Here is a 23,896-nt window from a genome sequence, read left to right as displayed (position 1 = left end):
CTTATTTTTTTTGGAGGCGCTTAATGAAAAGTAAATCAAATGTTTTAATAGCACCGTCCATATTGTCCGCGGATTTTTCACGTCTCGGGGAAGAAATCAAATCAGTTCAGGACGCGGGCGCTGATTGGCTTCATATTGACGTAATGGATGGTAATTTTGTTCCTAACATTACCATTGGTCCACTTGTGGTGAGTTCGTTGACGCGTTATGCGAGCGTTCCTCTTGACGTTCATCTCATGATCGCTAATCCCGATCGATATGTTAAGGATTTTCAAAAGGCCGGCGCCAACATTCTGAGCGTGCATCCTGAAGCATGCGTACATTTACACCGAACGCTGGTTGAGATTCGTGAGTTGGGCATGAAAGCTGGAGTAGCCCTAAACCCATCTACTTGCGTCTGTTCAATAGAAAACGTACTTGCGGAGCTGGACGTAATCATGGTGATGACTGTAAACCCAGGTTTTGGAGGCCAGGCTTTTATTCCTACCATGATTCCTAAAATCAAGAAAATCAGAAAACTGATCGATGAATCAGGTTATAATATCCTGCTCGAAGTCGACGGAGGGGTAGTTCCAGAGAATTCGACTGAACTCATTGGGGCGGGTGTAAATGTTCTTGTAGCTGGGAGCGCTGTTTTTGGCCGACCTCCTTACAGTTCTTCAATACGAAACATTAGGAATGGTTGTTATTAAGTCAGGTTTTAGCTGTTACCTACAGTAGAGGCGAAAATGAAAAGAAAAATTCCCTTTGTCTATTGCGCTCTTTTGAGTGTGTTCTGTGCGCTTATAATGGCGTCTACTACTATGGCCCTCATTGGAGTGGATGACACCGGGCATAAGAAAAATGTTCTTGCGCCGGACATGGAAAAGGATCCAGGTCTTTTTTTCTTGTTGGGGGAAGAATCTGAATCACAAGGGGACAGCGAAAGCATGTTGAATTACTTCAAACGCGCTCTCGACCTGGACCCTGCGTCAGACTACTTGCACACAAGAATCGCCGCCATTTTAGCAAGAAACCGCAAAATTGCGGACGCGATAGTCATGGCCAAGAACGCTGTCACGCTCAACCCCAAATCTTCGGAGGCATATACCATATTGGGGAAGATTTACACTGTGACAGGTGACTCTAATAAAGCAATTGAAGCCTATCATCGAGCCTTGGATCTGAAGCCGGACGATAGGGATCTATATGTGTTTCTAGGATCTTTGCAAGCGTCCCACAGAATGCTCAAGGAATCGGAAAAGACTTTTAACCTCATGATAGAGCGTTTTCCGGATGAGAAGGAGGGCTATTTCTATCTTGGTAAGGTCTACATCGAAGATGAGCAATACGATAAGGCCATCGAGATCTTCAAAAGCCTTCTCGATAGAAAAGGGGAAAGCGCCGCCCAGGTTCATGTGGAGCTTGGAGGTATTTACGCTGTTCAGAAGCAGTTTTCAACCGCGGAAGATCATTACAGACAGGCGTTGACCCTCGATCCTTTTAACCTTACTGCAAGGCTAAATCTTGCCCAGGTGTTGGCGAGTCAAAAAAAGTATAGCGAATCTTATGAAACTCTTGAAGAGTTGTCCAAATTAGCGCCGTCCAATCTGGGAATCCAGATCAAAATGGCCTTACTCCTGGCCGAACAGAAGCAATTTGACAAGGCTAGGGAACTGTTTGACAAAATTCTCCAGAGTAAACCCGGCTGGGACCAGGTTCGATTCCACCTCGGGCGTGTATTGAGGGAACAAGGCAAGCCCGAAGAGGCGGAAAAGGAATTTGTTCAGATTCAAAAGGGTCAACCCTCTTACGTAAATTCAAGAATCCTTCTGACTCTCATGTTTTTGAACCTGAAAGATTTCACAAAGTCTCTAAAATACGTTAACGAGGCAATTGCAGAGGATCCTAAAGATCCTGAGATCCATCACATCAAGGGTTCTATCCTTGAGGAACTGTATCGTTACAACGAAGCGATAAAGGAATACAAGTCAGGTCTAAATTTTGCCCCAGAGAATGCCAAGCTCTTGTATTCGTTGGGAAACAGTTATGAAAAGTGTGGCATGCGCACATTGAGTATGGCTACAATGGAAAAAATTCTCCAAGATAAGCCTGATGATGCGAGCGCTATGAATTTCATAGGTTACACCCTCGCAATCATGGGAAAAGATATGGATCGGGCTGAGAAGCTTGTCAGAAAGGCATTGGAAATCAAGCCCGATGACGGATATATAGCCGATTCCCTGGCTTGGGTTTTATTCAAAGCCGGTAAAATAGACGAGGCTCTCAAATACCTTGAAAAAGCGAACCAGAAAGTAAAAAGTGACCCAATTATCGCTGAACATCTTGGTGACGCGCTCTCGGCCAAGAGCCGACTTCCAGAAGCTCGGGAAGCTTATGAAAGATCCCTGGCCATCAATCCTTACAATGTAGTGGTTCAACAAAAACTCGGCAGGTTGAAGGCGCTTGAGGCACCTGAACAAAAAAAATAGAATGGACTGAAGGTCGGAAGGGCTTTCTGATTTGGAACGAAACGATTTGAACATCGTCCGAGAACGCTTCAATCTTAGGAGCGTATTCTTAAGATACTTTGTCGTTCTATTTGTCCTTTTAACCAATGAAGCGACTGAATTGGTTCAAGCTCAGGCGCCCAATGTTGGAGTGACCCCTTGTCCTCATTTTTCAATTCCCACTTCAGAGCTGAATCGAGGGTTCGATCTTGGGGGTGAGAAAGTGCCAATCAGCAGGTCTGACGTGAAAGAGCGTATAGAATTCCAGATTAATTTTTTGCTGCTCGACGCTCGTAGCGTGCTTGCTGAATGGCTAAACGAGAGGCGAAAATACTCTTGGATATTTGAAGAGATCTTTTCAAAGGAAGGGGTCCCAAAGGATTTTGCGTGGTTGTCGCCCATATTGGCTGGGATGAGCAAGTCAAATTCACGTCTTGCTCCGGTCGGAGTCTGGGCGTTGGACAAACCGTGTGGTTCATCTGAAGCGGTGGAGATGACCGCCGATTCATGGCGGGATGACCGTCTGGATATTCACCTGGCGACACGTTGTTTTGCCGGGCGAATTAAGAGCGTCAACACCGAGGTCGGAGCGGGCTGGTTAATGGCTTCAGTAGCCTATGCCCTGTCGCCAAAAAAGGTAAAGGATTTGATCGAAAAATGGAACTCATCAAATGTTTGGGACATCCCGTTGCCTGACAATGCGGACGATATGCTGTCGAGGTGGGCCGCATTCAAGATAATAGGAACCCATAGATCGTTTTACGGTTTGAAGTCAGGAGATCCCGCTCCTTTAACTTACGACAATCTCACATCAATAGAATTGACTAAGGATCTTTCAATCGGGGATATCGCAAAATTCGTAAAGGCGTCGCCCCGCCTTATCCTTGAGCTGAATCCCAAGATAAAGCCTAACAGCGGTGTTTTCCCAGCTAGAGACAATGGACGTCAACTGAGCCATTCAATAGCGGTCCCTTCCGGGTCCGGACATGTATTGTTGAAAAAGTTGCAGGAAACAGGTTTCTTGGCGTCGGGAAACAGGAAGTAAAAAATTTGGCTTTATCCTTATTAATGATACCATGCGGACACCCTGAATGGTTTGTTCTTGACTATGTTAAAAAAACGACTTACTGTTCAGACTAGAGAATTGACTTAACAACATCAATACGTTACAGCTTTTCGTCGGAGGTTTGGGAATGACTCTGGTTAGATGGGATCCACTGAAAGACCTGTTAAATCTTCAGGAGCGGGTCAGTCGTTTTGGCGCTTTGCCTTCTGATGAACCTCAGTCGAAACGTCGAACTTGCTGGCTGCCGGCCGTAGATGTTCTTGAAACTGGTGACGCGTACATCGTTCGGGCTGAATTGCCCGGAGTAGGCAGAGAGAATATAAATATAGAACTTTCGGGGAGGCGACTGGTCATCTCAGGCCGACGCGTTGAGGAAAATGAAATTCACTATGCGGCCTATCATACAGTTGAGCGCGTTGAGGGTTATTTTGAACGTAGTTTCAATATTCCGGGACCAGTTGATGTGGAACAAGCGAAAGCCAGGTACGTGGATGGAATCCTCGATCTTTACCTGCCCAAATCAGAAGAAGAACCCGACCGTTGCTTTAAAATTGAGTGCAAAGACTAATCGTCTAACTTCTTTCATACTGGTATGTTATGGAAACTGTCGATCCATACAGAGCATTAGGGGTTTCGCGTGATGCGACTGACGCCGAGATAAAATCGGCGTATAGAAAACTGGCTCGACGTTTTCACCCCGATCTCAATGGAAGCAGCCAGACGGCTGAATCCAGGTTCAAAGAGATTTCAGTAGCTTACGAGATTCTCAGTGACAAGGAGAGACGACGCCAATATGATATGGCTGGATCTGGGCAGGGCGGTTTCTCTCAAGCGGGATTTGAACAGTTCTTCACCAACGGTACCAGCTTTGGCGCTGGTCCCTATCAAAGAAGAGGCTTTGGTCAAGGAGGATTTTACGGCTCTAAAGGTCCGTCACCTGCGGAGGAATGGTTCTCGGAGCTTTTTGGCCCCTCCCACAGAAGAAAGCCTACCCAAAATCACAACGCGAAAGAGTCCGGGCTCGAACAAAATCTCGAAGTTTCGTTTCTGGAAGCTTATTCGGGAGTGAAGAAGGCAGTAACTACGCCTTATAAGACGCTTGAGGTGTATGTACCGGCAGGAGTAGACAACGGCTCCAGGATCAGAGTAGGGGGCCAAGGTTACCCGCATCGGATGGGAGGCAGAGCCGGAGATCTTTTTTTGAATCTTTCCGTAAGAAACCATAGGTTTTTCAGGCGTCACGATAAGGACATCTTTCTTGACGTTCCCGTAACTCTCGGAGAGGCCCTTCTTGGAGCCAGGATTGAAATTCCATCTCCAGATGGGAAAGTAGCTCTAAAGATACCCCCTGGAGTCCAAAGCTCAACTTCATTTCGGTTCAGGGGAAAGGGTTTTCCTTCATTAAGGGACCCGGTTCGCGGAGATTTTCTTGTCAAGGTGAACGTTGTGTTGCCTGACAAAATTGACAATCTGTCCCGGAAACTTGTAGAAGAGTTCGAAAAACTCAATCCTCTGCGTCCTCGCAATAATTTCTTGAAAAGATAAGTTTAATTTTGTAACATGTCAGGGTTAAATTTGAACTCCCCAAATTACCCACGTAAGGAGGAGAGGCCTAATGGCGGATTTCGAAGACGAAGAAACCCAAGGGTTCAAAGTTAGTGACAAGAGACGATTCTCTTCGGAAGGAGAGAAGAATCAAGATCAGGATTCGGGTGATATTCCCGGCGTTAAAGAACCTGATAAGCCAGATGATTCTTTCAAGGAAGAACCAAGAAAGAAGCAACGGGCAGCGCCGCTACCCGATGTTAATTTCTCAACATTGATAGCTAGTCTAGCCCAATCAGCTTTGTTTCAATTAGGTCTTATGCGTACTCAGGATATGAATGAGCCGATTGAACCGGACCTGGAAGGGGCAAAACAGACGATAAATCTAATAGCGATACTGGAACAAAAAACTAAGGGAAATTTGACGGAACAAGAAAAGAAACTTATAGATGATACTCTTTTCCAGTTAAGAATGGCTTTTGTAGAAGTCTCAAAATGATCTTATGAAAATTAAGAACCAGTTACAGGAGAAACGATATGTCCAGAGTCTGTGAAGTGTGCGGTAAGAAACCATTGCGGGGTTACAATGTTAGCCATGCTCACAACCGCAACAAGAAAATCTCTTTGCCCAACCTTCAGAAATTGCGAATCATTGAACCATCAGGAAGAGTCAGGAGAGCAAAGGTTTGCACCCGATGCATCCGAGCAAACATGGTTTCAAAGGCCCCTTGAACTGATAGACAAAATGGGAACCGGTCATGCGTGAGAGAATCTGCCAATTTACAGGTTCAGACGGTTCCCAGTCGTTCTACTTCACGAACACCCTTGACTTTCTTTAGCGCGTTGATGATGCGAGTCAAGTGTTCGACGTTCCGGATACCTACCATAAAAATCCCACGAGCGTCTGTTTTATCTACAGTGTTAACGGTAGCCTGAATGATATTGGAATCGTTGGATGTGAAGACTCCACTGATAGAAGCCAACATTCCGGGTTTGTTTTCCGAAACTATTCCAATTCTGACTGTTCGTTCAAGTGATTGTTCATCATCCCAATTTGCTTCAACGATCCTTTGGGGGTCGTCATCAGGCAGATTGCCGCAGTCCATCTTGTGAATCGTCACGCCCCGACCTCTTGTAATAAAACCCTGTATCGGATCTCCAGGTAGAGGATTGCAGCATTTCGCGAAATGAACCAGCATATCTGACAGCCCCTGAACTTTCACCCCGCTCTTTCCTTTTGGGCGCTTGGGTGTCTTGAGCTTTTCCTCGATGGATACAGCTTTTTGCTGTTCTCGTTCGCTTAGCGGAACCAACCTCGTGACAATAATCTTGGCTGATTGGCGTCCATGCCCGATGGCTACGTATAGTTCGAGTTCTGTCTTGAAATTGAACTCTTGAGCGATTTTAAGGATTTGACCATCTTTTTCTACACGGCTTAGGTCGATTTTCCACCTACGAAGCTCCTTTTCGACGGATTCTCTCCCACTTTCAATATCCTTCTCTCGCTCCTGGGTCATAAGGTAATGGCGAATCTTGGTTCTTGCTCTGCCGGTCTTTACGTGCTTGAGCCAATCTTTGCTGGGTTTTTGGTGGGCTGATGTGATTATTTCAACGGTGTCTCCGGTAACAAGCTCATATTTCAGAGACACCATTTTGCCGTTGACCCTGGCTCCTATGCAACTGTTCCCGACTTCTGAGTGTATTGAATAGGCGAAATCCAGTGGAGTGGAGCCTCGCGGAAATTCCTTAACATCTCCTTTGGGAGTGAAGACATAGACTTCATCGGGATACAAATCGACTCTAACATTCTCAAGGAATTCTCTGGGGTCATCAAGATCCTGTTGCCACTCCATCATCTGTCTGAGCCAGTTGACTACCCTGGCGTCTTCCGGTGAGACAGATTTACCTTCTTTATAAGACCAATGCGCTGCTATACCCTCTTCGGCTATCAGATCCATTTCATGAGTTCGTATCTGGATCTCAATTCTATGTCCATGGGGTCCTATGACGGTTGTATGAAGCGATTGATAACCGTTGCTTTTGGGCATGGCTAAATAATCCTTGAAACGACCGGAAACCGGTCTCCAAACGGCATGTATCAACCCGAGCACTGTGTAACACTCACTAACCGAATCAAGAATTATTCGGAACGCCGTGAGATCATGCAACTGGTCAAACTCCAGTTTCTGGGAAATCATTTTTTTATGGATGCTGTAAACGTCTTTATTTCTACCTTTGGTAACAGCTTTAATATTTTCCTTTTCCAGCTTTTCTGTGATTACCTGTAGAACCTGATTGACGTACACTTCTCTTTCCCTGACTGATTCTTCCAGCCGTCTCTGAATGAATTCATATCTGTCAGGCTCGATATATCTAAACGCAAGCTCCTCAAGCGTGGTCCTCATCCAGTAAATGCCGAGACGCGCAGCCAGGGGAGCGTAAATCTCCATAGTCTCACGCGAAATTCTTGTCTGCGCCTCGCGAGGCATATGGGAAAGTGTGCGCATATTGTGCACGCGATCAGCAAGTTTCACCAAAAGCACGCGAATATCGCGGCTCATGGCAAGAATCATCTTCCTGAAATTCTCAGCTTGGCGTTCCTCTTTGGACTGGAAGGCAATCTTGCTGATTTTGGTGACCCCATCCACGAGGGTCGCTATTTCCGTGCCGAAGTACCTTTCGATATCTTCAAAAGTACTTAACGTGTCTTCGACAGTGTCATGAAGCAAACCAGTCGCGACTGAGGCTTCATCAAGCCTCATTTGCGCGAGAATAGCGGCGACAGCCACAGGGTGGGTCAAATACGGTTCGCCGGACATTCTGGTTTGACCCTGATGCACTCTAGCCGAATAAACATAAGCCGCACGTATAAGATCAAGGTCCGCGTCCGGGTAATAGGACTTGACCATGTCCATTATTTCGCCGAAACGAACTATCCGGATTTCTTTAAGCTTCATGTTCAATGTTACTTGCTGAGATGGTATTTGGATTCAAGCATTGTTACAGTTTAATTCAAACACGAGTCTTTCCCGTTCGCTTCTTAAATATCAGTTTAAGAGGCGATCCTCCAAAATCGAAATATTCCCTTAGGCGATTTTCCAGATACCTTCGATAGGAAAAATGTATGGCCTCTGGGTAATTACAGAAAAAGGTGAACGTAGGAGGAGCTACACGACTCTGTGTGACATAATAAATTTTATTTCTGCGATACTTGGCCCTCATTCCGGGAGGATGCTCAAGCAATACGGCCTCAAGGAACTTGTTCAATGTTCCAGTAGAAACCCTTTTTCGATATTTGTTGAATAGATCATCTATAAGATCAAAAATCTTGACGCAACGGGTTCCTTCCAAAGCGGAAATCGAGACTACAGGCGCAAAATCAAGAAATTTGAGACATCGTTTTACTTCACTGACGCAATGGTCAAAAGTTTTTGAGTCTTTCTGAATTGTGTCCCACTTGTTGATTGCCAGTATAACGCAATTTCCCTTTTCATGAGCGTAGCCAGCGATGCGAGCGTCCTGATCCGTCACAAGTTCATGGGCGTCTAACATAACCAGAGCGACGTCCGCCCGATCAATACTTCTGAAGGCTTTTGTAACGCTGAACGTTTCAACGCTGTCAAAAATTCTCGCTTTTCGCCTGATACCGGCAGTGTCTATAAAAAGGTATTCCCGACCCTCCCTTCTTACGGTTGTGTCAATTGAATCACGGGTTGTGCCTGGAGTAGGGTTCGCGACTAGGCGTTCTTCGCCGAGAAGTAAATTGATCAGGGTGGATTTGCCGACATTGGGCCTACCAACGACAGCCACTCTGGGGATAACCGTTTCTTCGAGAGTATCTCTCACAGGATCAGGGGTTTCGGACTCTATTTCCTTCATCAGCGCCTCAACAAAATCACCGAGACCGTACTTTGTTGTTGCGCTCAAAGTATATAAAGGATCTACCCCAAGTCGGTAAAAATCCACCGAAAATGATTCGAATTTTTCAGAATCAATTTTATTTACTACGTAAAAGACCTTCTTGTCAGTCCTTTGTAGTATCCTAACAATTTCGTTATCCGAAGGAGTGAGCCCGGCTTGGCCATCCCCCAAAAACACTATAATATCCGCTTGTTCTACGGCTATCATGGTTTGGGTTCTCATTTGAGCCAAGACCTCGTCATCAGTGCTTGGTTCAAACCCTCCCGTGTCCACTATGACGAAAGATTTTCCGTCAATAGTAACATCCGAGTAGTTTCTATCACGGGTGAGCCCGGGAGTATCATGGACAATCGCTTTCTTTGAACCCACCAGCCTGTTGAACAGGGTTGATTTCCCCACGTTTGGACGTCCCACTAACGCCACTAGTTTTTTCAGTTTTCTTGCCATGAGAAGTTTATAACATAACAGAGATTATTACATGTAGTATTCTAATCAATATTTGTGTTGTTGAAATGATTAAAATGTTGAAAAAAGGCACGATAATTCTTATAATCAAATGTTATGATTTTTTCTCACAACCAAACTAAAAATAATAAGTCCAAAAATTTAATTGCGCAGCTTTTAATAGCTTCGACCAATACTCTCGCAAATCACGCCGCTTGCAACGAGAACAAATTCCCTGAAAGCGATCAGTGGCCATGAACAGACAATTTTTTGGAACCGATGGAGTCCGGGGAGTGGCCAACGAAGAGCCTATCACCGCTGAAACAGTTCTCAAGCTGGGGAAAGCCTTAGCCAAAATCGTTTCGGAAACCAGCAGCGCAAATACTCAAAGGATTTTGATAGGAAAAGATACCCGTTTGTCCGGGTCCATGCTTGAAATGGCGCTTGCCGCAGGTATTTGTTCCATGGGAATGGACACGATATTAGTTGGTGACATACCTACGCCGGCTGTGGCGTTTCTTACGACCGACATGATGTGTGACGCGGGCGCTGTTATTTCGGCGTCGCACAACCCATTTGAGGATAATGGAATCAAATTCTTTAACAATAGAGGCCTCAAGCTTGATGACCCCCAGGAATCGGCGATAGAGAAACTGCTTGTCTCAGATGAGATTAAACCAAACACCGACATCTCTCATCGATTGGGAAAAGTTCATAGATTGCAGGATGCTTTAGGACGCTATTTGGTCTTCTTGAAAAGTAGCCTTCCCAAAGGATCAGACCTAAGAGGCCTAAAAATTGTTGTGGATTGCGCCAACGGAGCTGCATTCAGCGCTGCTCCGGCAGTCCTTGGTGAGTTAGGAGCTGAAGTCGTTTCTATTTCAACTGAGCCTGATGGAAAAAATATTAACTTTGATTGCGGTTCCCTGTACCCGGAACGAATGACTCGTGAATTACTAAAGCATAAAGCAAACATTGGGGTGGCGCTTGACGGTGACGGCGATCGAGCGATTTTTGCAGACGAAAGAGGAAATGTTGTAGATGGCGATCAGATTATGGGTATGGTAGCCGCAGACATGTCCGAACGTGGCTCTTTGAAGGGAAACACTCTTGTGGCCACGGTGATGAGTAACATCGGGTTGGAAATCGCCATGAAAGAGCGCGGTATAAAGCTAGTAAGGACTCCTGTGGGAGATAGATACGTCGTCGAGCGGATGCTCAAAGAAGGGTACAATTTCGGAGGTGAACAGTCTGGTCATCTGGTTTTTTTTGATCATTCAACTACGGGAGATGGAATACTATCGGCGCTGCAGGTAGCTTCAATCATGAAACGATCCTCTAAGTCGCTGTCGCAATTGACTGCATGGATCAAAAAATATCCACAAATCCTGAAGAATTTGCAAGTTACCAGTCGTGTCAATTTCGAAGAAATCCCTGCAGTGCGCGAAGTTATGAACAAATGCCGCCAACGGCTCGGCGACTCAGGTCGGATTCTCGTTAGATATTCGGGGACTCAGTCCCTGTGCCGGGTTATGGTAGAAGGAAAGGATCAAGAGTTGGTTCGGCAGGTCGTAGAGGAGGTGTCTGAAGCCCTTGTCAGAAACATTTAACATGACCAAGTCAACTTTGGACATTGCCAGGCAAGCCCTTGAAATTGAAATTGAAGGGATCAAATCCGTGATTTCAAGGCTGGACGAGAGCTTTGAAACAGTTGTGGACCTTTTGTATTCTCTGAGAGGACGCATTATAGTTACTGGTGTGGGCAAATCCGGCATTATAGGGAGAAAGATAGCTGCAACATTTACCAGCACTGGCTCCCCGGCAATTTTCGTACATCCACTGGAGGGTTTACATGGAGATGTCGGCATAGTCGGTCGTGACGACGCTTTGATAGCTATATCCAATAGTGGGGAGACTACAGAAATTACCTCACTAGCCGCTACTGTCAAAAAGTGGGGCACAAGGATAGTGGCAATGACAGGTAATACGTCGTCCACGCTGGCTCGTATGGCGCAGGCGACTCTGGATTGTAGAGTTGAACGTGAAGCTTGTCCTCTCAATATGGCTCCCACAGCGTCGACTACAGCCTCCTTGGCCCTAGGTGACGCTTTGGCTGTCGCTTTGATGGTAAGGCGAGGGTTTAACAGAGAGGATTTTCTCAGGAGTCATCCAGCCGGAAGTCTGGGTGAAAGGTTGAATTCAAAGGTGAAGGACTTGAAACTCGACAGCGCTTCTGTGCCTCAAGTTTCTCCTGAGGCGAAAATTGGTGAAATAGTCGAATCAATAAACAGCAAGAACCTAGGGTTGACAATGGTTACTCGAGGAGATTCTACGCTGGGCATAATAACCGACGGTGATTTGAGAAGGGCCCTAGCCAACGGAACCAACCTGTTCGACAAAGAAGCCCGACACATTATGACCGAAAATCCACTAAGTATTCGGGCCGACAGAACAGGAGCCGAAGCTTTGGAAATAATGGAACGCAAGTTGATCACCGCTCTGACCGTTACCGATTTTGAAGGTAGATGGCTGGGCATAATTCATTTACATGACTTGCTTGGGAAGGGACAGGTTCGTTTTGCGTCATAAGACCCCTTTAAATGCCAATGCTGTGGGGTTATAGTTCTAGGGTAAAATTGTTTCTCCGGTTTGTTGAACAGCGCCGGAAAAGATAGAGCGTGTTTTCTTGAATTTCTCAAGTCAGGAAACACCGATGGAGGCCGTGATGAAATTGAAAAAAGAGGACCTCGAATATTTCGGAGGCATTCTTCAAAGACAGCTTGACGAATTGGTGCGTGGAGCAGGCCGTACAGTCGATGACATGACTGAAGGAGACGGGAAAACTGGTTTTCCTGATCCAACTGATAGGGCGTCACTTGAATCTGACCGAAACTTTGAACTTAGGATAAGGGATCGGGAGAGGAAACTGATCAATAAAATCAAGAAGGCTTTGACAAAAATCGAGGATGAAAGCTTTGGCTTTTGCGAAGTCTGTGGAGAACCTATCGATTTCAAGAGACTCGAAGCCAGGCCGGTTACGACCCATTGCATAGAATGCAAGACATCGGAGGAAGAAGAAGAGAAGATAAGGAAAGTCTGACTGATCAACGCACTTTTTAATCAGGAGAGATCGATAGGCGGTAAATTTGAGTGTCCCATTAGTTCCTGATTTCGTTCAACTGGTCATAAGCCTTTTGAGCGCCAATGACAGCCCGGTTGATGCGTTGCGGGGTGATCTTGAAAAACATTTCGGGCCGATAAGGGATGTTTATGGTCCTCTCAAATTTGATTTTACAAAATATTATGATAAAGAGATGGGCTCCGGCATCAGAAGATGGATAATTACGATAGAAAAGCTCGTAGATCCTGAGCGATTGTCTGAAATCAAACTGTTGACGAACGAGATTGAAAGAAAGTATAGCCGTGAGGGTCGAAGACAGTTCAATTTGGATCCTGGTTTACTTACTCTCGGCAATTTTGTCCTGGCGACCGGCAAAAACAATGCTCATAGGATTTACCTGAACAAAGGAATATTTGGCGACTTGACACTAATTTTTCGCAGAGCAAGCTATCGCCCCTTGGAGTGGACATACCCCGATTACTCCGATTCCGTTCTTTTGGATATCCTTAACCGGATCAGAGAAAATTATAAGATTAAGCTGGAGAAACAGCGTTGAACAAAAAACCGATTAAAAGCATGACAGGTTTTGGTCGTGGCGCTCACACGGTAGGGGATGTAGAAGTAGTGACGGAAATTAGGGCCGTTAACCACAGGTTCCTTGACATGTTCGTGAGGCTCCCCAAGACATATACCTGTTTTGAACCACAGATTCGTAAAATCATTTCAGACAATACCAACAGAGGTAAATTTGAGATCACGGTCACTCGTTCCGGAGCAAAGGGCGCACTTATAGATCTATCGGTTGATCACGACCTTGCGGATCGTTATCACAAATGCCTGCTTGAATTAAAGGATAGTCTTGGTCTGGCAGGCGATGTTACAGTTTCAGACATGCTTACGCTAAAAGAAATCATATCATCCGCAGACAACCTTGAAGGTTTTGAACAGGAATGGGGTCTCGTAGAAAACAGTGTTCAGTCTGCTCTGATCAAGTTGGACGAAATGAGAAAGACCGAGGGCGCTACACTCTGGAAAGATATAGAAGCAAGATTGATGTCTATTAGCGCAACGATAGACCATATAAGTCCGTTGGTTGAACACGTTTCTTCAGAAGCTAGAAACCGCCTGGAAAAGAAAGTTAAAGAGCTGACAGGCGGCTTAGAAATTGATAATGACAGGATGCTTCAGGAATTGGCGCTGATAGCGGAGAGGTCGGATGTTAGTGAAGAGTTGACCAGATTGAAAAGCCATGTGGAACAATTCCTCAACTTTGGAAAAGAAGGGTCACCCCTAGGCAGAAAACTGGATTTTCTATTACAGGAGCTTCACAGAGAAGTTAACACGTTAGGCGCAAAATCTGCGTCGACAGATATCTCCACGTATGTAGTCCTCATAAAATCGGAAGTAGAAAAAATTCGGGAACAAACCCAGAATATCGAATGACCGTATAAACAATAGAGAAGGTGCAATGTAATGGCTCGAGTAACCGTTGAAGATTGTCTCGATAGAGTTGAAAACAGGTTTGCCCTTGTAGTCCTGGCGTCCAAAAGGACCAAGGAATTAAAAAGAGGAGCGCCGCTTCTTGTTCGTACAAGGGACAACCGAGAAGTGGTCATGTCTTTGCGTGAAATAGCGGCAGGTAAGGTAGGCGGATCACTACCGCCGGCGCACGCGGTCAAGACTGAAAGTGAACTCAAAGTGGAAATAAAGAACGATTGAGCAACCAACGCCGAACCAATACCGGCCGAACTCTCATTTATGGAACCCATCCGGTGATTGAAACCATCAGGGCAGGCCGAAGGAAAATTTATGAAGTTTTCCTTGTAAAGGGGTCCGATGGAGAGAAACGTCTCGGATCCGAGCTTGACAAACTAAGGGTCAATGTCAGGGTTATGTCGGGGGCTGAATTGAATTCGCTCACCCCCGCTGAGTCGAAAAATCAGGGTGTCGCGGCCCGAGTTGAGCCGTTTCCTTACTCTGATTTTGAAACTCAATTATCTGTTTTAAGTCAAAATCAGGATTGCGCTGTACTCGTCCTGGATCAAGTCCAGGATCCCAATAATCTGGGAAATATTTTGAGGAGCGCCTGCTGTTTTAAAGTTGACCTTGTTGTTTTGTCGAGGGATAGGGCGGTCCCCGTAACTGCTTCGGTTGAGAAAGCGTCTGCCGGCGCAGCCGCCCACATGAATATCTGTATGGTTACGAACCTTAACAGAAGTCTTGAAGCCCTTAAGAAATCCGGTTGCTGGGTTTACGGAGCGGACGCCTTGTCAGGAGAAAGTCTATTTGAAACGAAAATGTCCGATAAGGCGGTATTTGTGATGGGAGCGGAAGGCTCAGGACTGAGGAGACTGGTTAAAGAAAATTGCGATATCATGATCAGGATTCCCATGACTGGACCAATCGGATCGCTGAACGTGTCAAACGCTACTTCAATAATCCTGGCCGAAGCTTTCCGCAGGACGACGTCGAAACAAACCAATAAATTTTGATCACACAGTGAAACCCCCTGAATCATTAATTCCTTGAACAGGCTTGTCTATGAAACTGCTTGTAGACCCGCGTCCAGAAAATAACCTGTTTGAACTGAATCCACAAATTGTGATTGGAATGGAACCAGATGGCCAAGTGGAGGTCTTCTATCAAGAAGGGATGTCTCAACCGGATAGACATTTTCTGGTCAGTCTGGCAGAAATGGCGCTCTTTGCCATAGAGGAGAATGACCTCCAAAGTCTGGAATTTATGAGTCACGCTGATATTGAGATCGAAAAAACCGGCAGGCTTCAGAAATTGAATTTGGCGCTCATGATTGCAAGGTTCGAGACCGGAGGATTTGTGTGTCTGATTCTAGGGGATCCCGGCGGAGCCCGAAGGTTGGCCCGCCAGGCTATCAGGACTCTAACAGGCAGAATAAGACTTGATGTGCCGTGAGACAATTTTTTTGAACGATTAAAAGGTTTGACAAGGCGCTTACATTTAGAGGTTTGTTTAATGAACAGAAAATCCTTAGCTATGTTCTTTCTCTTATTGATTTCATTCGTGGGGCATGAGGCCAATGCCGCAAACATAACCGGCAGGTGGGAGGCTTCCATAATGGGCCATCAGGTAAAAGCCGTGGCTGAACAAAAAGGGCAGAGCGTATCAGGAGTGGCTTATCTTTACGATCCTTTCGGAAATAAGACCACTTGGCATTTTAATGGAACGATTCATGGCAACAATATTCAGGCGGCGCATCACGATGGTCACAAATTCGTAGGCAAAGTTGTCTCTGACGGGAAAATGTCAGGAATACTGGAGACCAATAACGGATTCCACATCCCGCTTGATATTTACAGCGTTCGATGAGAAGCTGGCGGCGCATGTCAGGTTCATGGAGAGAAAGGGCCGAGCAAATAAGAACTATATGGTTCCTATTCGCGATGATTCCGCTTGTGATCGTTAGCGCAGCGCTTTGTTTTTTGGTCTTGGCGCTGGTTTCCCCGTTGACTGCTTATGCCTTTGTCACAAAAAAACATTTGAAGCCCGCCGGACCTCATCTCCCAAGGCGCAATTAACCTTATTCAATTATTCCGAAGGGTTGTTGTGTGGATCTAGTTTGGATGAAAGCGATGAAGTCGAGTAATCGTTCGCTTCGCTTCTACTCGACGAGTCAGCGAACAGCGGTTCCCCTGTTCCCAGTTTATAAATGGCTCCATCAGAGACCGACTCATTAAGTGCTGAGAGCTTTTTTATCCTTTGATTCATCTTGATTATTTCTGGATCATCTTTTGTGAGAAGTGACCATGAGTCAAAAATAGTTTTTTCAACGTTTCCGTTTCGAAAGAATATTTCTATCGACTCAATAGTTCCTTGTTCTGAAAACTTCACGTTGACCTTCTGTATAGATTCAAATTCGCTGAGATTGCCTGGATCAATTTCAAGCAGCGTGGCGTTATTGAGTCTTTGTTGCTTCATCTCGGCAAATTGCGATGTTTCGCCGTTTCCAAGGGCATTCACAATCAACATCATGGGGTCTGCCAACCGGGACAAATTTCGCTCTCCTTGGGTCTTGTAGAATTCAATGTCGCTATTGTCATGGATCAGGGCTACAAAATCTCCATCGGAGAGAATGTCAAGATTGACATCACCAGTCAGGCGCAGTTGAAACCGTCCAGGTTTTTGGAAAATTAACCGCCCTTTCATTCGAGTTTCGTGCTCAAACAAATTGGATTTTCTGACTTTATGGAAATCCGCCTGGAATTGCCCAACGACGTATGCTTTCTTTTCAACAATTTTCAGAAGGGAATGCAGGTCAGATTCTGGAATCAGATTGCTTGTAGATGCGCAGCATGAAAGCAACAGAGTTAATAAAAAAGGCGTAAATCGCGCTAAAACAGAGCCACAATGCCCTATAGCCTCTATTCGTGAAATCTTGGTCAAATTGACGGCCTAATGATCATAAACGTGTTCCCACTGTATTTTTCCTCCTGAAAGAAACTCACTTACTATATTTAACAATAATTGTTGTCTGTGGAAAGGGGTGGGAGGTGATGATTCCGATTTTTGGCTAAGTTATCGTGATCCAAGAAGCTTGGAAAATGTCCCGCGAATCCCTTCACCCAACGACATGACATCCTGACCTATTTGTTGGAGAATATTTGAAGGCGGGGTTTCCGAGTCTGTGCGTTCGGAAGTTGTTTGTTGCGATTGAGGAGCCGTTTTTTCTGCGGAGCCAAATGAATCGAGTATCGATACCCCAATCTGGTTGCGGTTGGGCAAAGGCAGAGCAGCAGGCAACTCAGAAGTCCCTTTTACCGGATAACCGGCCGTTGAAGGAGGCGCCTTAGTTCCAACGCCAGGAATCGTTGCCGTAACCCTCCCTGCGTTGTCCGGTTGGACAGGAATTGCAGAGTTACCCGATGGATAGTAAGGCTTTGCAGGTGGTAAGTGGCCGATGTTCCTGGGGACGTTTCTGGGACTCACGGGAACGTGTTTCAGACCGGGTTTTCCACTGGACGTGGATGGCGCTGGACGCGCGGAGGGAGGGACGGATGATTCATGAGATATCGCGGCAGGAGATGAACTGGGGCTCCTGCGAGCTGGAGTTTTCCCCTGATCTGTTATTCTCTTGGGACTGGGGCTCCTCTTTGGACGCGTTTCAACGGATGGTTGAAAAGGTAAGGACTTAATATTCTCTTTGGGGGTTTCTTCAGAATCAGGTATAGGAGCCTGAGGCCCTAAAGGGGCTTGCGTAGGCCCTTTTTTTGTTGGTCCTCCCATGACCGCCGATGGGGGCGGTAAAGTAATCCCCTGTCCTGCGTCTGATTGAAATGGCGAGTCTTCCTGGAGCGCCAGTTCAATTCTGGTAGGCTCAAGTACAGCCTCAAGAACTCTTTGCAATTGGACTGAATCCCAATCCACTCTGCCAACGAAAAACCCCAAGATTCTACCGTTCCTGTCGATAATGTAGGTAGTCGGGTAGGCTGGAATTTCATAAATAGCCACAGAGTTTCGATCCGTCACAAAAGCTGTAGACTCGTTGCCGGCAAAGTTTCTTCGGCTAACGGACAATGTAGAGTGTTCGTTAAATCCGACCTGGATATCCAGATGGTTAGCTCTAAGAAAGGCCCTGATCGCATCGATCGAATCTACTAAGTTCAGCCCTATCACTTCGATCCCCCGCTCCGAATACTTTGAATGAAGTTTCTCCAGAGCTAGGGCTTCTTCGGGCCACTTTGCCGTATTAACCGTCCAAAATGTCAAAATAATCAGTTTGCCTCGGAACTGTTTCAAATCAGTCTTTTGGCCTGTTGTTGTAGTGAATTTCAAATCATTTGCAGGAGCGAGAAAATTCAAAGGGTGAAAGTTAGTCCCTTTCAAAGCATGGTTCAACAAGTCGACATTGTCTACGTGTATCGAGGCAAATAACCACTGCGCGTTAAGAAAAAAGCATATTAAAATGATAACGCAAAAACGAATCATTAAAGGGCTCCGGCGCATATATAACAAATCGATTTAATTATATATTATAATCATTAGTATTTCAAGGATTTTATTGAAATTAACACATCTTGCTTTTTGAAGACTCCCGCTATATAAACCAAATGGTCCGGGGTGAACAAGACGATCGCCGGCGCAAACAGCGCGGGAGGAAAGTCCGAACTCCACAGGGCAGGATGCCGGGTAACACCCGGTGAGGGTAACCTTGAGGAAAGCGCAACAGAAAGCAAACCGCCTTCTGAAAAGAAGGTAAGGGTGAAACGGTGAGGTAAGAGCTTACCGGTTCTTGTGGTAACACAGGAAGCCAGGCAAACCCCATCCGGAGCAAGACCAAATAGGGAAGCGATTGAGGGTGGCCCGCCCGAAGCTTCCGGGTTGGTCGCTGGAGGTGGCGGGTAACCGTCATCCTAGATGAATGATCGTCATCCGGGTCACCGGAAACAGGATTCGGCTTATTGTCCACCCCGGACTACCTTCAAAGGAGTTGAAAATGGGCGCGACCGACAATAGATCAGAGGATTCAAGAGGCGCTTCCGATCAATTGATTAAATCGGACAATTCTAGTCGAGGGATTACCAGACTCACTTTGACGTTACTTCTGGTTTTGGTGATTTTTACTACAGCTATCGTCTCGGTTTATCGAAATGAGTTAATCTCGACAGTTCGCAAATTATCGACGGGCCTGGTTTCAAATCAGACAGCCCGGCGGACCGCCGATGGCGCAGCCAACCAGGAAGGGACTTCTCAAAAGGAGCCGGCAGTCTCCGCAGTGGCTCCTCTTTCACCGACAGCTCAAATCAATCCTGAGAAATCTGACAAATTGGCGCTAACTTCGCAGGAGGCCTCGCCGACTCAAAAGATCAACCCTACTGCTCCTGTTCTTTCGGAACACGACGCGACTAAATCAGAAACTTCCATCGCTCCAACCGGCCAACAGTCTGCCTCAACCGGTTCCGTTTCTCCGCCCCCAACAGAAGGAAACATCTCTTCATCCCCCAGTTCCGGTTCATCTTCCGAGACGCCATCAGTTCAGCCTGGTAAAAAAGAAGGCGATCAGGGGATTCCCCAAAAAGATATGTCGCCGGAAACTTCATCCAAGGCTAACGTTGCGGATCTGTCAAATCAGGAAAAGGTGGTTAAACCCAAGCTTTCTGAAGAATTTCAGCTTCCGGGATCCATACGGGTCAAAATTCATGACTATGCTGGGGTTCATACAAAATGGTCCCTCATGATAATCGTAGACAATTCGGAAATCATGAGTAAAGAATCAAAAATCTGGAAACCCGCCAGGGTAAAGATGGCCGGGGAATCGATACAAACCGTCATGGAAGCCATAACACCCGGTTCGAAAATCGCTATGAAAGATTTCGTGTGTAAAGGAGATTCCGCAAAGCAAAAAGGCCTCTGTCCGGTTCAAACAATATATGACTGGTCCGAATATCCTTTCAAGGGCTTAAAAGAAAAAGCTAACAGCCTCACCTCCGGGAAGATCACCAACCCTTGCGGAGCAGTGTTAAGCTCACTGAAAAAAGACTTTGTTGGGGTAGGTAATCACGTTCCACGGTTGTTACTGATAACTTGCGGCCAGGCAAAATGCCCTGCGAAAGAATCCAAGAAAGTATTGGGTCGTCAGAGTCCAGGAGCCAAAGTTACGATTGATGTTCTGGCGATAGGCGCGCCTGTTAAGAGACATCCTACCTACGCATTACTTGCCAAAAAGTCAGGCGGGTTTTTTATGTCAGTCGATACACCTGCCCAGTTGCAAAACGTCTTGGCTCGTTATAAAAAGGCCCTCCGAGTATCAACGCTCGAAAAAATAGAAATTAGGACTGACAAGGCCATCGTGAGTGTTACCCCCGACGTTGATTTGGCTTTGGCCCCAGGGATCTATACAGTTGTGCTTCCCAAAATTAAGGGTATAGCGGATTCCCATAGGGCCATTCCAAATGTAAAAATAAAATCCGGCCATGCCATGGTCATAGAAGTTAACCCCAAAAAGGGTAAAGCGACAATAAAAGTTACTGATAAACAGCGATCCAACCCGTGACAGTTCGTGTCCTCGGAGAACTCTCTAAACGGAACTACAAATATACAAAAAGTAACAAAGCTACAAGCGAACTTGCGCAAGAAACCGATTGACAGACGTTCCATAGCCTCCTAAAGTTAGAGTAGTATGGTTTCCGTATACGCATAATCATCTCTCATTCCCTCACGTTGCGTATCCTCACACATTCAGGATTCCGGCACGCGCTCTTTCTTGACAATCTGGTGAGGGAAGCCATGAAATGTCGGAAATGCCAATTCAAAAATCCTGCGGGTATGAAATTCTGTGGGGAATGTGGCGCCGAACTGACACTGGCCTGCCCGAGCTGCTCCGCTTCCAATCCTCCACAGTTCAAATTTTGCGGAGACTGCGGCCACAGTTTAGTCCCATCGGAAATCAGCCATTCTCAAAAAGATCTGTCCTTTGATGAAAAGCTGGCAAAAATTCAACGGTACTTACCCAGTGCCCTGAAGAAGGCCGAGACCATGTTCCGCGAGATGGACATGGATTATTGGATGCGTAAAGCGCAGTAAGAACTGACAAGACTGTGAAGAGTTCGGAACTAGGGCGTGAGTATGCTTAAAACTGAAAAGCTCAAGCAAGATCCTGAACCCATGAACAAACGGGAAGTCATTGAGCGCCTAATCGGGCGTCAACAGGAATTACAGACTGAGTAAATCAATTCCCTGGCGTGGTTTTTACGGGGAGCAAAAATGAACGGACAGGGCGGGTTGTAATGGAGATGATCCCATGAGATGCCCCAAATGCGGTTATGACATCGCGAAACAGCGAAGTTCCGGCAGAGAATTACTGAGATGTCGGTTTATGTGTAACTTCGCAAGAAGCGCTTTTAAGCTTGTTTTCGATCGCTTCGATCTGGGTAGCGATGTCATGTACTGGGATATGCTTGTACGTGTCTTTGCCCTTTAATCTTACCGTGATGACTATTATTGCCGGAAGCTGGTCAAATATACTGTAAATGACCCGATATCTCTTTGCGGTATGAATATGAAAGACATTTTTCTGGCCTACCACGACCTTATGTCCCGAGGGACGAGGGTTCATGGAATGCTTTCTAATATCGGTAATAATGAGGGTGGCAGTAGCGGGAGATACCTTGAATATCCTCTTTATATCGCGTTCGGCGTGGCCTAAAATATGAAGAGCGTAAGACAAGTCAGGAATTAGATTCCGAGTTCTTTGGCGAACTCATCAAAAGGGCGTATCTCACCGCTCACCAAGGCTTCGGCTATCGACTCAGATGCAGCGCAGTAGTCAAGATAGTCTTCGCTCGCTTCCTCGGTAGCGAATTCCACCGGCGGGGCCTCTTCAATTTCAATGGCTTGTGACGTTGTTTTGTTCTTTCCCATGAGAAAATCCTAGCATAATAGACATCCGAAGTCACTTGTTAGTTCAAGCAAAAACCGATTGACAACCAGAGTCAGACAGGTTCAGATTTTTCGATTAAGACACACAGCCGGAAACAAAAGGAGATTATACGCATGGGGCTTTTTGACGCACATATAGATCTGCTCCAAAATATCGAATTTGCAATCGTCTATGTTTACCGTGAACGACCATCACTAGTTGATTATTCTGTTTAGAGGTCTCTTGACGCTCTGATAGGTTTATATCGGCCTGAGTCACGCGGCCATACTCCAAAAGCAATCTCTTTAGACAAAGATGAAGCAGAATTGCTTGACCGTGTAAAGATATTCTGCGAATGGCGGATGGGCCGGAGAAAGTTATCTGATGACCCGATAATGGAACTCGATCAATTTACAAAACTCGATGACATGCTGTGGTGTCTTCGAAAGATACGCACGTCGGTTGAAAAGTGGAACGGGCGAGGAGGCTCACAAGGATATCTCCGTTTTGTGTCCCAATATATAGGATGAGAAATCCACTAGTCTCAGTTGGACTAAGAATATAGCGACTTGCTCAATGCCTCGTTTCTTGGAACGAAGTGGAGAAAGTCCAACTGGAAAATATGTGAGCCTTATTTTCATCATCCACAGCCCATTCCGTTTCCCGAGCATCCGCAGCCCTGCCTATTGCCCAATTGCCTGGATTTCAGCCTGGATACATTGCCTCCTTCAAAAATCGTTTCCAACCCTTCGGCTATAAATCCGTTCATTTCAACAGGAACGATGCCGTTTTCTTCAAGAACCTTCCTCGGGCTTTCTCCAATTCCACTCACTAGCACGGCCCTGCAATCCCTGAAAGTTCCGACCATCTGATTCCATCGTTCCGTCCCTCCGCCGGGTTCGGGAGCTTCTCTTTCCTCAATCAGCACAAAATCATCATTTTGTTTGCCCCAGATCTGAAACTTATAGGCTTCGCCGAGGTGCTGATTGACCAGCATGCCTTCGAGAGACGCTACCGCTACATAAGGACGTCTTTCAAGCGCAGCGCCACTGGTTGAAGCCTGTTTCATGAGTTCGTTGGTTCTCTCGGGGCTCAGGTCTTTTCCAAGAAGCCCGACTGCGTCCGCTCTGCACCTGGTGCAATGCCGCATCTGTGGAAGATGTTCTTCCGCTTGCTTGCGTATAGCGCCTATTTCTTCAGGAGACGGTTCTTTAATATTCTCAAAAGGTGTCCCCTCGTTGGGGAAAATTACCATACAATTCTGAATATCAACTCCCAGTTCAGCCATCTTCTTTGAAACCTCGATCACATGATGGTCGTTGATACCAGGAATGGTTACAGTATTCACTTTTACGATTATGCCCGCTTCCTTGAGCGCCTTAACTGTGGCAAGTTGCCGTTCCAGGAGGATTTCAGCCGCCTTGCGGCCTCTATAAATAACTTTACCGTCTCTTATCCAACTGTAAATCTTTGCCCCGATGTCGGGATCCACAGCGTTTATTGTAATGCTCATATGTGACAAATTCAGTCGTTTGAGTTCCTGGACATGCGGCAATACGTTTAAACCATTGCTTGCCAGACATAGCAGTAGATGCGGAAATTTTTCACGCACGAGATCCAATGTCTTGATTGTCAACTCAGGTTTTGCAAAAGGGTCTCCCGGGCCGGCTATACCAACAACGCTGATGTTTGGGACCTCAACCACAATTTTCTCAAGATAATCAACCGCCTGTTGCGGGGTTAAAATTGCGCTGGACACTCCGGGCCTGCTTTCATTTATGCAATCATTCTTTCGATTACAGTAATTGCACTTGATGTTGCAGTCCGGCGCTATTGGTAAGTGGACCCGGGCGTAAGTATGTTTAGCCTCAACGTTGAAACATGGATGCAATTTCGTGTTAATTAGCTGGTTCATGGGT

At 46.1% G+C, this 23,896-nt stretch carries 25 protein-coding genes and 1 other RNA gene; 19 read left to right on the top strand and 7 right to left on the bottom strand.

Going from position 1 to position 23,896, the window contains the following annotated elements; all coding sequences use genetic code 11:
* The first annotated feature begins 23 nt into the window (after window positions 1-23).
* The 7 genes from rpe to rpmB all read left to right on the top strand — a co-directional run bounded on the left by rpe (window position 24) and on the right by rpmB (window position 5,832).
* A complete protein-coding gene (gene rpe / locus WC647_06955; GenBank protein MFA6222037.1) occupies window positions 24-692 on the top strand; it encodes a ribulose-phosphate 3-epimerase in 669 nt (222 codons plus the stop codon).
* Window positions 693-728: 36 nt separating this feature from the next.
* Window positions 729-2,471: a tetratricopeptide repeat protein gene (locus WC647_06950; GenBank protein MFA6222036.1), complete on the top strand. Its 1,743-nt coding sequence runs from the start codon at window positions 729-731 to the stop codon at window positions 2,469-2,471.
* Window positions 2,472-2,502: 31 nt separating this feature from the next.
* The gene (locus WC647_06945; protein MFA6222035.1) at window positions 2,503-3,534 is read left to right on the top strand and encodes a hypothetical protein; all 1,032 of its coding nucleotides are present in this window, start codon (window positions 2,503-2,505) and stop codon (window positions 3,532-3,534) included.
* Between the two features lie 148 nt (window positions 3,535-3,682).
* Window positions 3,683-4,123, top strand: a complete 441-nt coding sequence (locus tag WC647_06940; GenBank protein MFA6222034.1) for an Hsp20/alpha crystallin family protein — start codon at window positions 3,683-3,685, stop codon at window positions 4,121-4,123.
* A 29-nt stretch (window positions 4,124-4,152) separates the two neighbouring features.
* A complete protein-coding gene (locus tag WC647_06935) occupies window positions 4,153-5,100 on the top strand; it encodes a DnaJ C-terminal domain-containing protein (protein MFA6222033.1) in 948 nt (315 codons plus the stop codon).
* Window positions 5,101-5,170: 70 nt separating this feature from the next.
* Window positions 5,171-5,599 carry a DUF1844 domain-containing protein gene (locus WC647_06930; GenBank protein ID MFA6222032.1) on the top strand — a complete coding sequence of 143 codons (429 nt, stop codon included), beginning with the start codon at window positions 5,171-5,173 and terminating at the stop codon, window positions 5,597-5,599.
* Between the two features lie 38 nt (window positions 5,600-5,637).
* Window positions 5,638-5,832: a 50S ribosomal protein L28 gene (gene rpmB, locus WC647_06925; protein ID MFA6222031.1), complete on the top strand. Its 195-nt coding sequence runs from the start codon at window positions 5,638-5,640 to the stop codon at window positions 5,830-5,832.
* Window positions 5,833-5,888: 56 nt separating this feature from the next.
* Here rpmB and WC647_06920 read toward each other — a convergent pair whose 3' ends face one another.
* Together WC647_06920 and der are read right to left on the bottom strand one after the other, a co-directional pair.
* Window positions 5,889-8,057, bottom strand: coding sequence for a bifunctional (p)ppGpp synthetase/guanosine-3',5'-bis(diphosphate) 3'-pyrophosphohydrolase (locus WC647_06920; protein ID MFA6222030.1), 2,169 nt, complete (start codon window positions 8,055-8,057; stop codon window positions 5,889-5,891).
* A 55-nt stretch (window positions 8,058-8,112) separates the two neighbouring features.
* Window positions 8,113-9,468, bottom strand: coding sequence for a ribosome biogenesis GTPase Der (gene der, locus WC647_06915; GenBank protein ID MFA6222029.1), 1,356 nt, complete (start codon window positions 9,466-9,468; stop codon window positions 8,113-8,115).
* Between the two features lie 251 nt (window positions 9,469-9,719).
* Here der and glmM point away from each other — a divergent pair, with 251 nt between their 5' ends.
* The 9 genes from glmM to WC647_06870 all read left to right on the top strand — a co-directional run bounded on the left by glmM (window position 9,720) and on the right by WC647_06870 (window position 15,931).
* On the top strand, window positions 9,720-11,075 hold the full coding sequence (gene glmM / locus WC647_06910; GenBank protein MFA6222028.1) for a phosphoglucosamine mutase: 1,356 nt from the start codon (window positions 9,720-9,722) through the stop codon (window positions 11,073-11,075).
* Window positions 11,059-12,054 carry a KpsF/GutQ family sugar-phosphate isomerase gene (locus tag WC647_06905; protein MFA6222027.1) on the top strand — a complete coding sequence of 332 codons (996 nt, stop codon included), beginning with the start codon at window positions 11,059-11,061 and terminating at the stop codon, window positions 12,052-12,054. Before glmM ends, WC647_06905 begins: the two co-directional genes overlap by 17 nt.
* 136 nt (window positions 12,055-12,190) lie before the next feature.
* Window positions 12,191-12,565 (top strand): RNA polymerase-binding protein DksA, encoded by a 375-nt coding sequence (gene dksA / locus WC647_06900; protein MFA6222026.1) that lies wholly within the window; start codon window positions 12,191-12,193, stop codon window positions 12,563-12,565.
* Between the two features lie 46 nt (window positions 12,566-12,611).
* Complete coding sequence (locus tag WC647_06895) at window positions 12,612-13,142, top strand: DUF4416 family protein (protein MFA6222025.1); 531 nt, start codon at window positions 12,612-12,614, stop codon at window positions 13,140-13,142.
* Window positions 13,139-14,029 (top strand): YicC/YloC family endoribonuclease, encoded by an 891-nt coding sequence (locus WC647_06890; GenBank protein ID MFA6222024.1) that lies wholly within the window; start codon window positions 13,139-13,141, stop codon window positions 14,027-14,029. Before WC647_06895 ends, WC647_06890 begins: the two co-directional genes overlap by 4 nt.
* A 30-nt stretch (window positions 14,030-14,059) precedes the next feature.
* The gene (rpoZ, locus tag WC647_06885) at window positions 14,060-14,305 is read left to right on the top strand and encodes a DNA-directed RNA polymerase subunit omega (protein ID MFA6222023.1); all 246 of its coding nucleotides are present in this window, start codon (window positions 14,060-14,062) and stop codon (window positions 14,303-14,305) included.
* Complete coding sequence (rlmB, locus tag WC647_06880; GenBank protein ID MFA6222022.1) at window positions 14,302-15,078, top strand: 23S rRNA (guanosine(2251)-2'-O)-methyltransferase RlmB; 777 nt, start codon at window positions 14,302-14,304, stop codon at window positions 15,076-15,078. Before rpoZ ends, rlmB begins: the two co-directional genes overlap by 4 nt.
* A gap of 49 nt (window positions 15,079-15,127) precedes the next feature.
* Window positions 15,128-15,517, top strand: a complete 390-nt coding sequence (locus tag WC647_06875) for a hypothetical protein (protein ID MFA6222021.1) — start codon at window positions 15,128-15,130, stop codon at window positions 15,515-15,517.
* 60 nt (window positions 15,518-15,577) lie between these two features.
* Complete coding sequence (locus WC647_06870; GenBank protein MFA6222020.1) at window positions 15,578-15,931, top strand: hypothetical protein; 354 nt, start codon at window positions 15,578-15,580, stop codon at window positions 15,929-15,931.
* Window positions 15,932-16,150: 219 nt separating this feature from the next.
* On the opposite strand, the gene WC647_06865 is transcribed toward WC647_06870, so the two are convergent.
* Together WC647_06865 and WC647_06860 are read right to left on the bottom strand one after the other, a co-directional pair.
* Window positions 16,151-17,005 carry an outer membrane lipoprotein carrier protein LolA gene (locus WC647_06865; GenBank protein ID MFA6222019.1) on the bottom strand — a complete coding sequence of 285 codons (855 nt, stop codon included), beginning with the start codon at window positions 17,003-17,005 and terminating at the stop codon, window positions 16,151-16,153.
* A 132-nt stretch (window positions 17,006-17,137) separates the two neighbouring features.
* Window positions 17,138-18,547, bottom strand: coding sequence for a redoxin domain-containing protein (locus WC647_06860; GenBank protein ID MFA6222018.1), 1,410 nt, complete (start codon window positions 18,545-18,547; stop codon window positions 17,138-17,140).
* A gap of 128 nt (window positions 18,548-18,675) precedes the next feature.
* On the opposite strand from WC647_06860, the gene rnpB reads away from it, so the two are divergent.
* The 3 genes from rnpB to WC647_06845 all read left to right on the top strand — a co-directional run bounded on the left by rnpB (window position 18,676) and on the right by WC647_06845 (window position 21,142).
* Window positions 18,676-19,036: RNase P RNA component class A (gene rnpB, locus WC647_06855), an RNA gene on the top strand.
* A gap of 19 nt (window positions 19,037-19,055) precedes the next feature.
* Window positions 19,056-20,612, top strand: coding sequence for a hypothetical protein (locus WC647_06850; protein ID MFA6222017.1), 1,557 nt, complete (start codon window positions 19,056-19,058; stop codon window positions 20,610-20,612).
* 233 nt (window positions 20,613-20,845) lie between these two features.
* A complete protein-coding gene (locus tag WC647_06845) occupies window positions 20,846-21,142 on the top strand; it encodes a zinc ribbon domain-containing protein (protein MFA6222016.1) in 297 nt (98 codons plus the stop codon).
* 274 nt (window positions 21,143-21,416) lie between these two features.
* On the opposite strand, the gene WC647_06840 is transcribed toward WC647_06845, so the two are convergent.
* The 3 genes from WC647_06840 to nifB all read right to left on the bottom strand — a co-directional run bounded on the left by WC647_06840 (window position 21,417) and on the right by nifB (window position 23,892).
* Window positions 21,417-21,785 carry a hypothetical protein gene (locus tag WC647_06840; protein ID MFA6222015.1) on the bottom strand — a complete coding sequence of 123 codons (369 nt, stop codon included), beginning with the start codon at window positions 21,783-21,785 and terminating at the stop codon, window positions 21,417-21,419.
* An 8-nt stretch (window positions 21,786-21,793) separates the two neighbouring features.
* The gene (locus WC647_06835) at window positions 21,794-21,979 is read right to left on the bottom strand and encodes a hypothetical protein (protein MFA6222014.1); all 186 of its coding nucleotides are present in this window, start codon (window positions 21,977-21,979) and stop codon (window positions 21,794-21,796) included.
* Between the two features lie 638 nt (window positions 21,980-22,617).
* Window positions 22,618-23,892: a nitrogenase cofactor biosynthesis protein NifB gene (gene nifB, locus WC647_06830; protein MFA6222013.1), complete on the bottom strand. Its 1,275-nt coding sequence runs from the start codon at window positions 23,890-23,892 to the stop codon at window positions 22,618-22,620.
* Between the last annotated feature and the right edge of the window lie 4 nt (window positions 23,893-23,896).

It is taken from the genome of Desulfomonilaceae bacterium (assembly GCA_041662605.1).
GTDB lineage: Bacteria > Desulfobacterota > Desulfomonilia > Desulfomonilales > Desulfomonilaceae > CAJBEZ01.
The sequence above is the reverse complement of the archived record's forward strand: the minus strand, read 5'-3'. Positions and strand labels throughout refer to the sequence as shown.

Bases quoted from the DNA above. Each gene is read 5' to 3' on its own strand.
- rpe (MFA6222037.1), top strand. From the start codon at position 24: ATGAAAAGTAAATCAAATGTTTTAATAGCACCGTCCATATTGTCCGCG.
- WC647_06950 (MFA6222036.1), top strand. From the start codon at position 729: ATGAAAAGAAAAATTCCCTTTGTCTATTGCGCTCTTTTGAGTGTGTTC.
- WC647_06940 (MFA6222034.1), top strand. From the start codon at position 3,683: ATGACTCTGGTTAGATGGGATCCACTGAAAGACCTGTTAAATCTTCAG.
- WC647_06935 (MFA6222033.1), top strand. From the start codon at position 4,153: ATGGAAACTGTCGATCCATACAGAGCATTAGGGGTTTCGCGTGATGCG.
- WC647_06930 (MFA6222032.1), top strand. From the start codon at position 5,171: ATGGCGGATTTCGAAGACGAAGAAACCCAAGGGTTCAAAGTTAGTGAC.
- rpmB (MFA6222031.1), top strand. From the start codon at position 5,638: ATGTCCAGAGTCTGTGAAGTGTGCGGTAAGAAACCATTGCGGGGTTAC.
- WC647_06920 (MFA6222030.1), bottom strand. From the start codon at position 8,057: ATGAAGCTTAAAGAAATCCGGATAGTTCGTTTCGGCGAAATAATGGAC.
- der (MFA6222029.1), bottom strand. From the start codon at position 9,468: ATGGCAAGAAAACTGAAAAAACTAGTGGCGTTAGTGGGACGTCCAAAC.
- glmM (MFA6222028.1), top strand. From the start codon at position 9,720: ATGAACAGACAATTTTTTGGAACCGATGGAGTCCGGGGAGTGGCCAAC.
- dksA (MFA6222026.1), top strand. From the start codon at position 12,191: ATGAAATTGAAAAAAGAGGACCTCGAATATTTCGGAGGCATTCTTCAA.
- rpoZ (MFA6222023.1), top strand. From the start codon at position 14,060: ATGGCTCGAGTAACCGTTGAAGATTGTCTCGATAGAGTTGAAAACAGG.
- WC647_06875 (MFA6222021.1), top strand. From the start codon at position 15,128: ATGAAACTGCTTGTAGACCCGCGTCCAGAAAATAACCTGTTTGAACTG.
- WC647_06870 (MFA6222020.1), top strand. From the start codon at position 15,578: ATGAACAGAAAATCCTTAGCTATGTTCTTTCTCTTATTGATTTCATTC.
- WC647_06860 (MFA6222018.1), bottom strand. From the start codon at position 18,547: ATGATTCGTTTTTGCGTTATCATTTTAATATGCTTTTTTCTTAACGCG.
- WC647_06850 (MFA6222017.1), top strand. From the start codon at position 19,056: ATGGGCGCGACCGACAATAGATCAGAGGATTCAAGAGGCGCTTCCGAT.
- WC647_06845 (MFA6222016.1), top strand. From the start codon at position 20,846: ATGAAATGTCGGAAATGCCAATTCAAAAATCCTGCGGGTATGAAATTC.
- WC647_06835 (MFA6222014.1), bottom strand. From the start codon at position 21,979: ATGGGAAAGAACAAAACAACGTCACAAGCCATTGAAATTGAAGAGGCC.
- nifB (MFA6222013.1), bottom strand. From the start codon at position 23,892: ATGAACCAGCTAATTAACACGAAATTGCATCCATGTTTCAACGTTGAG.